Origin of the sequence: Gordonia malaquae NBRC 108250 (genome assembly GCF_000344135.1) — a bacterium.
Taxonomy (GTDB): Bacteria; Actinomycetota; Actinomycetes; order Mycobacteriales; family Mycobacteriaceae; genus Gordonia; species Gordonia malaquae.
This window is the reverse complement of the sequence record NZ_BAOP01000003.1, coordinates 259,759-273,549: the sequence shown is the minus strand read 5'-3', so window position 1 is coordinate 273,549 and position 13,791 is coordinate 259,759. Positions and strand designations below refer to the sequence as shown.

Here is a 13,791-nt window from a genome sequence, read left to right as displayed (position 1 = left end):
GCGACAACGCGAGGTAGGCGATTCACTCGCTGATGCGGCACGATGTAACCGTGTCCGAGAACGTGGTTTCCGAAGAAGTGACGCCGGATCAGAGCCTCGTCGACAACGTCGACGCCGCTTCTGCCGGTGACCGGTCAGGGGGGAATGTCAGTGAGGTCGTCCAGGTGAGCACTCCTGTCGAGACCACGGATGACGGCCGTGCATACCTGACGTACGAGCAGTTCGGGCGACGCTTCTTCGAGGTGGCGGTGACAGAAGCGCGCATCGGAGCCGCGTTCACCGCGATCGCCGGAGAAGAGTTCCAGGTGGGCCCGATCGCCGCGGGCCCCGGCGGTGTGGTGAAAGTCCAAGCCAACGTGAAGATCGACGAGCCGGAGATCACGCGACAGGTGGCCGACACGATCACCTTCACCGTGAAGCTCCCGCTCTCCATCGGACTGGTCATCGATCTGAAGGTCGACCGCATCCGGTACGACGTCGACGGTCTGGTCACGTTGCCGCTTGCCGTCCGGTGCGCCGAACCACTGCAACTGCGCATCGAGGTGGAGACGCCACACCCGCGAGATGTGTTCGTCGATGTCGCGTCGCACAACATCCGCGGATCGATCATCCGCTATCTGGCGCAGGTCGACGACGAGATCCGGCGTGTGATCGCGCGCTTCGTCGCCGACGAAGTCGACAAGCCCGAGGTTCAGAAGGCGCGACTCATCGACGTCGACGTCGAACTCGGCCGAGCATTCGAAGGGATGGCATAGGAATGGCAGATCAGGGCACGTACGTCGAGGCGAACCAGCCGTACGAGCGCGACACCCGCTACATCGAGACCCGCATCACCCGGGACGGTGCCGACGGGTACCCGGTCGAGGCCGGTCGCTACCGTCTTGTCGTCTCGTACGCCTGCCCGTGGGCGAATCGCACGATCATCGTCCGCCGTCTCCTCGGCCTGGAGGATGCGATCAGCATGGGCGTGTGTGGACCGACGCACGACAGTCGGTCGTGGACGTTCGACCTCGATCCGGGACACCTTGATCCGGTGCTGCAGATCCCGCGGCTGCAGGACGCCTACTTCGCCCGTGTCCCCGGCTACGAGAAGGGCATCACGGTGCCCGCGATCGTCGACGTTCCGTCAGGAGCTGTCGTCACGAACAACTTTCCGCAGATCACCATCGACTTCTCGCTCGAGTGGTCCGACTTCCACCGGGCGGGAGCGCCGGACCTGTACCCCGAGGATCTCCGGGTCGAGATCGACGACGTGAACAAGCTCGTGTACCGCGACGTCAACAACGGCGTCTACCGGTGCGGCTTCGCGGGTTCGCAGGAGTCGTATGACGCCGCCTACGATCAGCTGTTCTCCCGGCTGGACTGGCTCAGCGATCGGCTGAAGATTCAGCGCTACCTCGTCGGCGACACCATCACCGAGGCCGACGTCCGTCTCTTCACCACGCTCGCCCGGTTCGATCCGGTGTACCACGGCCATTTCAAATGCAACCGCGAGAAGCTGTCGGAGATGCCGGTGCTGTGGGCCTACGCGCGAGACCTGTTCCAGACACCGGGCTTCGGCGACTCGACGAACTTCGACCACATCAAGTCGCACTACTACGAGGTGCATCGCGACATCAATCCCTCCGGCATCGTGCCGAAGGGCCCCGATCTCGCGAACTGGGCCGAGCCGCACGGTCGCGAAGCGCTCGGCGGTTCGCCCTTCGGCCGCGGCACCGCTCCGGCCCCGCTGGTCTAGCCGCTTCAACTGCCTAACGCGGCGTTCGACGACAAACGCTGCGCTCCTCGACGCAAACCGACGCTTCAACGACAAACGCGGCCTTCCTGAAGGCCGCGTTTGTCAGCGAGGGTCGCGGTGGCCTGAACGCGCGCGCTTCGTGATCGGCTCAAAGGCGCTTTGACAAGAGGGAACGTGCGAATGTGCGCCTGCTCTGGCACCTGCCGTCGTCCTAGCGTCCTTTGAGGAAGCGCTCCACGAAAGGAGCTGACATGTCACACAGAAAGCCGGCCCACACCGCCGCGACCTTCAGCGACAAACGCGGCCTTCAGGAAGGCCGCGTTTGTCAATGAAGCGTCGATCTGTGTCGAGAAGTGCAGCGTTCGTCAGTGAATGCCGCGACGGCGTCAGACGAGCGCTTCGTCCTTCACAGCGACGTCGTCTTCCTTGTGGAGCTTCTTGACGGCTGGGATGGCTAGGGTGATGGCGACGCCGACGAACGCTGCGATCGCACCGATCAGGAAGCACCACTTGAACGCGTCGTTCGTCGGGACCTCCTTGACGCCCAGCGTGAACGTCGAACTCGTCAGGACCACGGCCATCACGGCGGACGACAGGGTGGTGCCGATGGAGCGCATGAGCCCGTTGAGGCCGACGGCCGCGCCCATCTCGGACATCGGGACGGCGCCCATGATCAGGGTCGGCATGGCGGCGTAGCCGATGCCGACACCCGCCGAGCCGATCACGGAGGCGACCGCCAGCTGCCACGGCGCGTCCATCAGGAAGTATGCGCAGAGGTAGCCGACGCCGAGGACGGTCGCGCCGACCGCAAGCGTCACCTTGGCGCCGAACTTGTTCATCATCGACGCCGACACCGGCGCGAACACCAGCATCATCAGGCCGCCGGGAGCCATCCACAGGCCGGCATGCAGGATCGACTGCCCCATGCCGCCCGCGGCTTCGGGGAGTTCCATCAGCATCGGCATCACAACTGCTTGGGCCATCATGCCGAAGCCGACTGCGATCGCGGCCAGGTTCGTCAGGAGCACGGCCGGTCGGGCGGTGGTCCGCAGGTCGACGAGCGGATTGGACTGACGCAGTTCAAAAGCGCCCCAGACGAGCAGGACAGCGATGCCGCCGAGCAGGAATGCGAGGGTCTTGCCCGAGCCCCATCCCCAGTCGTTGCCCTTCGAGACGGCGACGAGCGCGCTCGAGAGACCGATCGTCAGGCCGATCGCCCCGATGCCGTCGAAGCGGCCGCCGATGGCGTCGTCGATGTGCGGGACGACGAACTGGACGAGGAGCGCAACGACCACGGCGAGGCCCGCGGCGACCCAGAACAGGGCGTGCCAGTCGAGGTCCTGCGCGATCCACGCCGACAGCGGGAGTCCGATCGCTCCGCCGACGCCGAGCGTCGCGCTCATCGCCGACACCGCCACAGCGGTGAGTCGCGGGGGAGTGACCTCACGCATCAGGCTGATGCCGACGGGGACGAAGCCCATGGCGAGGCCCTGCACGGCGCGTCCGGCGATCATCGGGACCAACGAGGTCGACAACGCGCAGATCAGTGAGCCGACGATCAGGAGGATCGCACTCGCGAGGAGCACTCGCTGCTTGCCGAACATGTCGCCGAGGCGGCCAGCGATCGGCATCGCGACGGCTGCCGCCAGCAGCGTCGCCGTGATGATCCATGAGGCGTTGCCGATGCTTGTGCTCAGCAAAGTCGGAAGTTCGGGCTGGATCGGGATGATCAGCGTCTGCATGAGTGACGCCACGAGCCCGCCGAAGCAGAGCACTGCGACGACGACGAGTGCCGAGCGGGTCTGCTCCGGCGACTCGTCAGGTGCGGTGTCGAGTGACATGGGTGTCCTTCTCCGTGGATCTGAGGGATACATCGATTAGACTATGCATGGTACATATGCATGATGCACGTTCAAAATCGGGCATGTGGCATACTCGGCTGCGACATTCGTGGAGAACGAGGTGGAGATGGCCGACGAGGGGGCATGCGTGTTGTCGGAGGATGACGACTCGATCTGGTCGTTGCCGGTGTACCGCGGCCTTGTGGAGGAACTCCTGCGCATGCGCAAGCGGAGGTCCGACGAGCACAACGGCGCGATTCTGGACGGCTCCGCGTTCAGCATTCTCTGGCAGCTGAACGAGGGGCCTGGGCGTACGCTCCGCGAACTGACTGATGCGCTCGAGCTCGAACAGTCGACGGTGAACCGCCAGGTGAACGCCGCGATCAAACGCGGCTACGTCGAACGGTACGAGGTCGAAGGTCAGGTCAGTCGATTGCATCGGCCCACAGAGGAAGGGCGCCGGGCGTTCGAGCACGACGGTCTCCTCCGCGCGCAGCGACTCGACCGAGTGTTCTCCGACCTCGCACCGGGCACACCGGAGGGTCTGCTCGCTCAGCTGAAGGCGTTCAACGACGCCTACGACCGCAGGCTGGCGTCCGACGGCTGATGCTCGCGCGCCATCACCTCGGCTGCGGCGGTCGCTGACGTCGCTGCCGATTCCACGGTGTCGCCGACGCCCATCGCCCATCGAGCGCCGGCACCCGCCGTCCACTCGACGAGTACGACGTTGAGGGTTTGGCCGTCGACGGTCGCGGTCCTGATGTGCCGTTCGACGACGCTGACGGATCTGCCGTCGGCGTCGGTGGCCCGCGCGTAGGTCGCGAGAAACAGCGTCCACAGCTCGGAGGCGGTCACCTCCGCGCCCGACCCGTCGGTATGCCGCTGCACGGCGGCGGCGAAATCGATCTCGAGGCGACGAGGCAGGGTCAGACCTGCGGCCGACTCGATGAGATATCCGATCCCGCCCTTGCCGGACTGCGAGTTCACGCGGATCACCGCGTCGTATGAGCGGCCGATGTCCGCGGGGTCGATGGGCAGATACGGCACTGCCCACGGTGCGTCGGATTCGGCCACGCCTCGTCGGGCGGCGTCGCGACTGTGCGCCACGAAACCCTTTCGGATCGCGTCCTGGTGGGTGCCGCTGAACGCCGTGTGCACCAGGTCGCCGACGTACGGGTGGCGCGGATGGATCTCGATGCCGTTCGCGCGCTCGACCACGCGCCGGATGCGGTCGATGTCGGAGAAGTCGATCATCGGGTCCACGCCTTGTGCGTGCAGGTTGAGGGCCAGGGTGGCTATGTCGACGTTGCCGGTCCGTTCGCCGTTGCCGAAGATGCAGCCCTCCACCCGTTGGGCGCCCGCCAGCACCGCGAGTTCGGCGCATGCGACGCCGGTGCCACGGTCGTTGTGCGGATGCACAGACAGGATCACCGACTCGCGACGGCCCAGGTTGTGGTGCATGTATTCGATCTGGTCGGCGTACACGTTCGGCGTGGCGATCTCGACGGTCGCCGGGAGATTCAGAATCACGGGCCGGTCGGGACTCGCATCCCACAGCGTGGTCATCGTGTCGCAGATGTCGAGCACCACGTCGGGTTCGGTCACGTTGAACACTTCGGGGGAGAACTCGAAGCGGACGTTGTCGGCGTCGCCGGCGAACTCCAGCACGTCCTCGCCGCCGCTCGTGATCAGCCGCTTCAGGTCGTCCACGTCGCGCTGCAGGACCACATCGCGCCACACCGGTGCGGTGGCGGTGTACATGTGGATCACGACGTCTGTCGTGATGCCGGCGACGGACTGCATCGTCCGCTCGATCAGATCGCGGCGTGCAGGTGTGAAGACGACGATCGTCACGTCGTCGGGAATCAGTCGCCGGTCGGCGAGCAGCCGGACGAAGTCGAAGTCGGTGGCCGACGCAGACGGGTATCCGACCTCGATCTCCTTGTAGCCGATGGAGACCATCAACTCGAAGAACTCCCGCTTGCGCGCCGGATCCATCGGTTCGGGCAGTGCTTGATTGCCGTCGCGGAGATCGACCGGAACCCACAGGGGCGCCTCGGTGATGCGATTCGACGGCCAGATCCGGTCGACGAGAGGAACGTCGACGCGGGCGAAGACGTCGCGATAACGGTGGGACGGCATGGGGGACGGTTGCTGGCGATTCATTGTGTGAGCTTTCTTCCTCGAGACCCTCAGACCGGCGAGTGCATCCCACGGAGAGTCGCCGGTCTGGGATCAGGACTCGCCGTGGCAGAGAAGGAGGAGAAGGCTCGAACGCATGGCTAGAATGTAGCAGAAGTTGTCAGACAAGTAGAGGTGCTTTTGTGACGCAAAGGGTGACGAGAACGCCGTTGGCCGACCAGGCGGCCGCGCTTCTCCTGGATCGAGTCCGTGGTGGGGAGTGGGCACTCGGAGCGAAACTCCCTGGTGAAAACACTCTCGCGGGTCAACTGGGAGTCGGGCGATCCACGGTCCGAGAGGCGATCAGGCAACTGGCCGGCCGAGGTGTCCTCATCAGCAGGCAGGGCTCCGGAGTGTTTGTTGCGGCACTCGACGCTGCCGAGGACCGAGCTGAGGTCATGCGCCGCGCGTCGATCGTCGCGGTGATCGAAGCGCGTGTCGCGATCGAGGCGGAGGCGGCCGCGCTCGCAGCGGAACGCCGTACTCCGGCGCAGATGAGGGAGATCCGCAGAGCCCTTGCTGCGCGCGCCGTCGCCGTTCACGACGCTGCCGCGCATGTCGACGCCGATCTGGCATTCCACCGTGCCGTCGTCGTGGCAGCCGGGAACCCCGTCTTGACCGACTTGTACGACCTGTCGACGCCCCGCATGAGGGAGGCGATGATCGACATGCTGGCGATGGTGGGCCGCTTCGGCTCGGACGCCGACCATGCCGCGCACTCCGACCTCGCCGACGCCGTCGCCGACCGTCGGGGCCACGACGCCGCCCGCGCCAGCCGAGACCACCTGACCGCCTTGAAGGAGGCCCTGTCATGACCTCAGCAGTCCCCGACACGAAGGCAGACGACGTTCTCGTGCTCTCCCAGGTCACGTTCCGCCGGGACGGCAGGGAGATCCTGCACGGCATCGACCTGACGGTCCGTGCGGGGGAGCATTGGGCGCTGCTCGGTCCGAACGGTGCGGGCAAGACCACGATCGTCGGGTTCTGCGCAGCGCAGACCCACCCGACGACCGGGACTGTCGATGTCCTCGGCAAGCGCCTGGGTCGCGTCGACATGCAGGAACTCCGCCGACACATCGGCCACGTGAACCCGCGTCATTCGTTGCGTTCGCCGTTGAGTGTCGTCGACGTGGTGCTCACGGGGATCACCGGAACCATCGACACGCCGATGCGATGGACGCCCACCGCCGAGCAGATCGACCACGCTCACGCGCTGATCGATGACGTCGGACTCGGTGATCGGCGCACGAGCACGTGGCCGACGATGTCGCAGGGCGAACGCGGCAGAGCGCTGGTGGCGCGTGCGCTCGCAAGCGATCCGGAGCTGCTGCTGCTGGATGAGCCCACGACCGGGCTGGACGTCGCCGCGCGCGAACAACTGCTCGAGACGATCGACGGATTGGCTGTCACAGCGCCGAACGTCGCGTCGATCCTGGTGACCCATCATCTGGAGGAGCTGCCCGAGTCGACGAGCCATGCGCTGGTGATCGCGCACGGCGCTCAGGTGGCCTCCGGCAGCGTGAACGACGTCGTGACCAGTGAGATCATCAGCCGGGCGTTCGAGCATCCGATCACGGTCGGCCACGACGCAGGCCGCTGGTCCGCGCGTGCAGTCAGGGCTCGAGAAGCACCTTGATCGCGGTTCGCTGATCCATCGCACGGTAACCTTCGGCCGCCTGCTCCAGCGGAAGCGTCAGGTCGAACACCTTGCCCGGATCGATGGTGCGTCGTGCGATGCGGTCCAGCAGGTCGGGCAGGAAACGGCGGACCGGAGCCGGGCCGCCGTGCAGATGAACAGTGGAGTAGAACAGTTTGTCTCCGGGCAGCTCCACGCCGTGGGAGACGCCGACGTAGCCGACGTGGCCGCCGGGTCGGGTCGATCGGATCGCCTGCATCATCGACTCCTGCGTGCCGACCGCCTCGATCACCGAGTGCGCACCGAGCCCGTTGGTGAGTTCCTTGATCGCCGAGACTCCGTCGCGCCCTCGCTCGGCGACGATGTCTGTCGCGCCGAACTGGCGAGCGAGCTCCTGACGATCGGCGTGGCGGCTCATGGCGATGATCCGCTCCGCGCCGAGCTCCCGCGCTGCGAGCACACCGAGCAGGCCGACGGCGCCGTCGCCGACCACGGCCACGGTCGAACCTGGTCTCACGCCGGCCGCCACTGCCGCGAACCATCCGGTGCCCAGCACGTCGGACGCTGCGAGATACGCGGGGATGAGGTCGGTGTCCGGGGCCTCGGCGGTGGCCACGAGCGTGCCGTCGGCGAGCGGGATCCGCGCGTACTCGGACTGTGTCCCGATGCCGCCCATACCGTGGACCTGCACGCACCTGGACTGATAGCCGGCCTGACAGATCTCGCACGTGTTGTCCGACGCCATGAAGGAGCCGACCACGAAGTCGCCCGGTTTCACCGTGGTGACCGCCGAGCCGACCTCTTCGACGTAGCCGACGTACTCGTGGCCCATCGGTGCGTCGTGCACGTCGTTGGCGCCGCGATACGGCCACAGGTCTGAACCGCAGATGCAGGTCGCCGCGACTTTGATGATCGCGTCCGTCGGTTCGACGATCACCGGATCGGGTCGGTCGACGACGGACACCTGGCCGGGGGCATTCATGATCACTCCGCGCATGGACTCCAGCCTAGTGACATCGCGGGCTTGCCGCCCGCGGGAATAGATTGCCCGCGGGCGAGGTTGCACCAACTCGGACCATGAGGAGAGTGCAGGCGTGAGACGCGGGAGTTCGACGATGTTCGCCTCCCTCTCCGTACCCAATTTCCGGACCTATGTCAGCGGAGCGTTCGTGTCGAACATCGGGACGTGGGTCCAGCGCGTCGCGCAGGACTGGCTGGTCCTTCAACTCTCGAACGGCTCGGCGGTCGCTGTCGGCATCACGACTGCGCTGCAGTTCCTGCCGGCTCTGCTGCTGTCGCCCGTCGGAGGTCTCCTCGCCGACCGCTTCGACAAGCGCAGGCTGCTCATGGCCACCCAGTCGTGGATGGCGGTCTCCGCCCTGATCCTGGGGGCGCTCGCCGTCGCCGGGGACGCGACCACCGTGCACGTGTACGTGTTGGCGTTCGTGTTCGGCATCGGCTCTGCGCTCGACGTCCCGGCGCGGCAGGCGTTCGTCTCCGAGATGGTAGGCGCGGACCGGCTCACCAACGCGATCGGCCTCAACAGTTCCGCGTTCAACGCGGCGCGCCTCATCGGACCGGGGATCGCCGGACTCGTCATCGCAGCCTTCGGCAGCGGGTGGGCGATCCTCACCAACGGCGTCAGCTACATCGCGTTCCTGCTGGCGCTTGTGGTCCTCGATGAATCGAAACTTGTCCGAAGTGAACCCATTCCACGAGCGAAAGGCCAGGTCCGGGAGGGCTTCAGATACGTCGCCCGACGTGCCGACCTGCTGATCGCGTTGGGGGTCGGTTTTGCGGTCGGCACCTTCGGCATGAACTTTCAGATGACCAACGCCCTGATGGTCCGCAACGAGTTCGGGCTTGGAGCCCAGACCTATGGAGTGCTCGGTTCCGTCCTCGGCATCGGATCGCTGCTCGGCGCGTTGCTCGCGGCCCGTCGGAAGGCCGCGCCGAGTCTGAAGTTCGTCGTGATCTCGTCGCTGGTGTTCGCGCTGCTCATCGGACTGTCGGGGGCTGCGCCCACGTACCTCCTGTACGCGATCAGCCTGCCGCTCGTCGGCTTGTCCGCATTGATCACGCTCACGTCCACCAACATGTACGTGCAGACGAGCGTCGACCCGCAGGTCCGGGGTCGGGTGATGGCCCTCTACATAACGGTCCTGATGGGCGGTACGCCGATCGGTTCGCCACTCCTCGGGCTCCTCGCTGAATGGCTCGGCCCCCGTGCGCCCCTGATCGGCGGCGCGTTGGTCCAGGCGAGCATGATCGTCGCCGTCGTCGTTCTGGTTCGGCGGTTCGGCCCGGCGGCGAGAGCCGATCAGACGCCGACGACGCCGGAGGAGATCCACTCCGCGGACAGCGCGGCGGGATAGCCGAGTTCGTGGAGCAGTGCGCGCGTGTGCTGTCCGAGAGCGGGCACGTCGCCCATCGCGAGTTCGACGTCGCCGAAGCCCATCGGAGGCAGCAGCGCTTGGACCGCCCCGACGGGAGTGCCGATCGTGCGCCAGCGGTCGCGTTCGGCGAGCTGCGGATGATTCACCAGCCCGGCGACATCATTGACGACGGCTGACGGAACGCCCGCGGCCTCGAGCCGCGCCGCGAGGTCGGCTCCCGCGAAGCGGATGGTCTCGGCAGCCACCGCGGAATCGCACTCCACTCGGTGGGCCACGCGGTCGGTGTTGGTGACGAAGCGGGGATCATCAGCGACGTCGGGACGGCCGAACACGCCGTTCATCAACGTCTGCCATCCGCGATCGTTCTGCACCCCGATCAGGAGTCGACCGTCCGCCGTCGGGAACGAGTCGTACGGGACGATCGCCGCGTGCCCCAGCCCGTGCCGCTGCGTCTGTCGTCCGGTGTGCATCTGGATGTACATCGGGTGCCCGATCCACTCGGCCGTCGCGTCGAACATCGAGACGTCGACGACACCGCCTCGGCCGGTTCTGGATCGCCGGAACAAGGCGGCGAGAATCGACTGCGCGAGGTAGAGACCCGCCGCGATGTCGGATGCGGGCACCCCGGTCTTCGCGGGTTCGGCAGGACTGCCGGTCAGCGACACCAGTCCGGTCTCGGCTTGGATGAGCAGGTCGTACGCCTTCCGGTCGCGGTACGGACCTGATGTGCCGTATCCGCTGATGCTCGCGGTGATCAGGGCGGGATCGGCAGTCGCGAGCTCGGCGGGGTCGAGGCCGAGCCGCGCCGCCGCTCCCGGCGCCGAGTTCTGAACGAAGACATCGGCGCGGGCGACGAGTTCCCGGGCGATCGCCAGACCCGCGTCCGACTTGAGGTCGACGGCGATCGACTCCTTGCCTCGATTGAGCCACACGAAGTGACTCGCCAGGCCGTCGACAGCCGTGTCGTAGTTGCGTGCGAAGTCGCCCTCACCGACACGTTCGATCTTGATCACGCGGGCGCCCAGGTCGGCGAGATGACGCGTCGCGAGGGGAGCGGCGACCGCTTGCTCCAGCGAGACCACGGTGATGCCCTCGAGTGGGAGTTCCGACATGCCGCCCACGTTAACGGTTCCTGCGGGTTCGCCGGGTCGAGGACGCCTTCGGTAGCCTGCTCCGGGTGAGCAACACTGTGCCCGTCGAGTCCGTGAACGCCCGAATCGCCCGTGAGCTCGGCGTAGCCGAGGGGCGCGTGGCCGCCGCCGTCGCGTTGTTGGACGATGGTTCGACCGTTCCCTTCATCGCCCGCTACCGCAAGGAAGTGACCGGGAGCCTGGACGACGCGCAGCTCCGACTGCTCGACGAACGTCTCCGTTACCTGCGTGAACTGGATGAACGGCGCTCTGCCGTCATAGCCTCGATCGAGGAGCAGGGCAAGATGACCGACGTGCTTCGAGCACAACTGCTCGCCGCCGACACGAAGGCGCGTGTCGAGGACATCTATCTGCCCTACAAGCAGAAGCGCCGGACCAAGGCGCAGATCGCCCGTGAGGCGGGGCTCGAACCGCTCGCCGACGCACTGCTGGCCGATCCTTCGCTCATTCCGGATGAGGCGGCCGCGGCGTACCTCACCGACGACGTCGCCGATGTCGCGGCAGCACTCGACGGTGCGCGGCACATCCTCATCGAGCGAGCGTCCGAGGACGCCGAACTCGTCGGCGCCGTCCGCACGCGATTCTGGTCGGAGGGCCGCCTGCGAACCGAGGTCCGCACGGGTGCAGAAGCGACCCCCGCCGCGCAGAAGTTCCGCGACTACTTCGACTTCTCCGAATCACTCGACGACATGCCGTCGCACCGAGTGCTCGCCATGCTGCGCGGTGAGAAGGAGGAGGCGCTGTCGTTGACGTTCGACGGCGGCGAGGACGAGGCCTACCAGGCCCTCGTCGCACAGACACTCGGCGTCGACCTCTCGACGCCCGGCGGAGCCACCACCTGGCTTGCGGGCACCGTGCGGTGGGCGTGGCGCACCAAGCTGATGATCACCGCGACCATCGAAGCCCGCATGCGGCTGCGACAGCGCGCAGAGGAGGAGGCCGTTGCGGTCTTCGCGACCAATCTGAAGGACCTGCTGCTCGCCGCGCCCGCGGGCACCCGCGCAACACTCGGCCTCGACCCGGGCTTCCGCACCGGAGTCAAGGTCGCCGTCGTCGACGCCACCGGCAAGGTCGTGGACACCACGGCGGTGTTTCCGCACCAGCCGCAGAAACAGTGGGACCGAGCGAAGGCCGAACTCGCGGCGCTCGTCCTCCGGCACGACGTCGAACTGATCGCCATCGGCAACGGCACCGCGTCGCGCGAGACCGACGCCCTCGCCGCCGAACTCATCGCCGAGATCACCGCGGGCGGCGGCAAGGCGCCCGCGAAAGCCGTGGTCAGCGAGGCAGGCGCGTCGGTGTACTCGGCGTCGGAGTATGCGTCGCAGGAACTGCCACAGCTGGATGTCTCGATTCGAGGGGCTGTCTCGATCGCTCGGCGCCTGCAGGACCCGCTCGCCGAACTGGTGAAGATCGATCCCAAATCCATCGGCGTCGGTCAGTACCAGCACGATGTCGCACCGGCCACGCTCGCTCGGAGCCTGGACGCTGTCGTCGAAGACGCGGTGAACGCGGTCGGAGTCGACCTGAACACCGCCTCGGCGCCGCTCCTCGCGCGGGTGTCGGGTGTCACGCCGGGTCTGGCGACCGCGATCGTCGCCCATCGTGATCAGGTGGGTGCATTCGCGAGCCGGAAGTCGCTGCTCGACGTTCCGCGCCTCGGGCCGAAGGCGTTCGAGCAGTGCGCAGGCTTCCTTCGCATCCGCGGCGGCGTCGATCCGCTCGACGCGTCCGGCGTGCACCCGGAGTCGTACCCGGTGGTCCACAAGATCCTCGACGGGGCCGGTCGTCCGCTCGACGAGATCATCGGCGACACCCGCACGCTGCGCGCCCTCAAGCCGGAGTCGTTCGCCGACGAGCGGTTCGGCGTCCCGACCGTCACCGACATCATCGCGGAACTGGAGAAGCCCGGTCGTGACCCGCGCCCGGCCTTCGAGACCGCGACGTTCGCCAGCGGAGTGGAGAAGGTGTCGGATCTGCGGCCCGGCATGGTCCTGGAGGGTGTCGTCACCAACGTCGCCGCATTCGGTGCGTTCATCGACGTCGGCGTTCACCAGGACGGCCTGGTCCACGTGTCGGCGATGTCGGACAAGTTCGTCTCCGATCCGCACGATGTGGTCCGGTCCGGCCAGGTGGTCCGTGTGAAGGTCATGGAGGTCGACGTCGATCGGCAGCGCATCGGGCTGTCGTTGCGTCTCAACGACGAGCCGGGCGACAAGGGAGCCCGAGCTGACGGCCGCGGAGGCCGGCCACGCGGTGAGCAGAACAATCCCGGGGCCGGTCGCGGCGGACAGAATCGTGGTCAGCGGAACGGCGGCGCTCAGAAGGGCGGAGGTCAGCGGAACGGCGGTCAGCGCGGCGGCGGTCAGCGTGATGCGAGCGGTTCGATGGCACAGGCACTGCGGGACGCGGGATTCGGTCGCTGAGGGACGGATTGTCGGACCCCGGCGGTAGTGTCCGGACCATGAAGAACTCTCTCCTCAACATCACGTTCAACACAACGGACGCACTCGGTCTCGCGCAGTGGTGGGCGAGCGCGTTCGACGGTCGAATCGTCGACGAGAACGACGGCTGGTTCGTCTTCGTCTCGCTCGGCGAGGGCCGTCCGGGCCTTGCGTTCCAGAAGGTGGACGCCCCGGCAGGCGGAAATCGTCTGCACCTCGACTTCGGGGTCGACGACATGGCCGCTGCTGTCGCCGGACTCGTGTCGGCGGGCGCGACTGTCGTCGGGGAGCGGTCGATGCCCGGCTTCACCTGGACCACCCTCGCCGACCCGGAGGGCAACGAGTTCTGCGTCGCCGAACACGGCTGACGCTCTGAGGCCGGGCTGTCGAAATTCGGTTGGTCG

General features: G+C 66.8%; 12 protein-coding genes. 8 read left to right on the top strand and 4 right to left on the bottom strand.

All coding sequences use genetic code 11. The features are described from left to right. Window positions 1-50: 50 nt before the first annotated feature. Both GM1_RS03245 and GM1_RS03240 read left to right on the top strand, forming a co-directional pair. Complete coding sequence (locus GM1_RS03245) at window positions 51-755, top strand: hypothetical protein (protein ID WP_008376592.1); 705 nt, start codon at window positions 51-53, stop codon at window positions 753-755. A 2-nt stretch (window positions 756-757) separates the two neighbouring features. Next, window positions 758-1,738 (top strand): glutathione S-transferase family protein, encoded by a 981-nt coding sequence (locus tag GM1_RS03240; protein WP_008376591.1) that lies wholly within the window; start codon window positions 758-760, stop codon window positions 1,736-1,738. A 386-nt stretch (window positions 1,739-2,124) separates the two neighbouring features. Here GM1_RS03240 and GM1_RS03235 read toward each other — a convergent pair whose 3' ends face one another. After that, complete coding sequence (locus tag GM1_RS03235; RefSeq protein WP_008376590.1) at window positions 2,125-3,579, bottom strand: MFS transporter; 1,455 nt, start codon at window positions 3,577-3,579, stop codon at window positions 2,125-2,127. 127 nt (window positions 3,580-3,706) lie between these two features. Between GM1_RS03235 and GM1_RS03230 the strand changes: the two genes are divergently transcribed. Next, a complete protein-coding gene (locus GM1_RS03230; protein ID WP_040519416.1) occupies window positions 3,707-4,186 on the top strand; it encodes a MarR family winged helix-turn-helix transcriptional regulator in 480 nt (159 codons plus the stop codon). Here the strand turns inward: GM1_RS03230 and GM1_RS03225 are convergent. Further along, window positions 4,156-5,745 carry a 2-isopropylmalate synthase gene (locus GM1_RS03225; protein WP_008376588.1) on the bottom strand — a complete coding sequence of 530 codons (1,590 nt, stop codon included), beginning with the start codon at window positions 5,743-5,745 and terminating at the stop codon, window positions 4,156-4,158. The two genes, GM1_RS03230 and GM1_RS03225, sit on opposite strands and share 31 nt — an antisense overlap. Window positions 5,746-5,903: 158 nt before the next feature. On the opposite strand from GM1_RS03225, the gene GM1_RS03220 reads away from it, so the two are divergent. Then, window positions 5,904-6,575, top strand: a complete 672-nt coding sequence (locus tag GM1_RS03220; protein WP_040519357.1) for a FadR/GntR family transcriptional regulator — start codon at window positions 5,904-5,906, stop codon at window positions 6,573-6,575. Then, a complete protein-coding gene (locus GM1_RS03215) occupies window positions 6,572-7,396 on the top strand; it encodes an ABC transporter ATP-binding protein (RefSeq protein WP_008376585.1) in 825 nt (274 codons plus the stop codon). The genes GM1_RS03220 and GM1_RS03215 overlap by 4 nt, the downstream gene beginning before the upstream one ends. Here GM1_RS03215 and GM1_RS03210 read toward each other — a convergent pair. Continuing rightward, entirely contained in the window at window positions 7,374-8,393 is a 1,020-nt protein-coding gene (locus tag GM1_RS03210; RefSeq protein WP_008376583.1) for a zinc-dependent alcohol dehydrogenase family protein, read from the bottom strand. The genes GM1_RS03215 and GM1_RS03210 overlap by 23 nt on opposite strands. A 118-nt stretch (window positions 8,394-8,511) precedes the next feature. On the opposite strand from GM1_RS03210, the gene GM1_RS03205 reads away from it, so the two are divergent. Then, window positions 8,512-9,771, top strand: coding sequence for an MFS transporter (locus tag GM1_RS03205; RefSeq protein ID WP_008376581.1), 1,260 nt, complete (start codon window positions 8,512-8,514; stop codon window positions 9,769-9,771). Here the strand turns inward: GM1_RS03205 and GM1_RS03200 are convergent. Further along, complete coding sequence (locus GM1_RS03200; RefSeq protein WP_040519411.1) at window positions 9,717-10,904, bottom strand: CaiB/BaiF CoA transferase family protein; 1,188 nt, start codon at window positions 10,902-10,904, stop codon at window positions 9,717-9,719. The two genes, GM1_RS03205 and GM1_RS03200, sit on opposite strands and share 55 nt — an antisense overlap. A 65-nt stretch (window positions 10,905-10,969) precedes the next feature. On the opposite strand from GM1_RS03200, the gene GM1_RS03195 reads away from it, so the two are divergent. Both GM1_RS03195 and GM1_RS03190 read left to right on the top strand, forming a co-directional pair. Further along, a complete protein-coding gene (locus tag GM1_RS03195) occupies window positions 10,970-13,369 on the top strand; it encodes a Tex family protein (RefSeq protein ID WP_008376578.1) in 2,400 nt (799 codons plus the stop codon). A gap of 38 nt (window positions 13,370-13,407) precedes the next feature. Next, window positions 13,408-13,755, top strand: coding sequence for a VOC family protein (locus tag GM1_RS03190; protein ID WP_008376576.1), 348 nt, complete (start codon window positions 13,408-13,410; stop codon window positions 13,753-13,755). Window positions 13,756-13,791 lie beyond the last annotated feature (36 nt).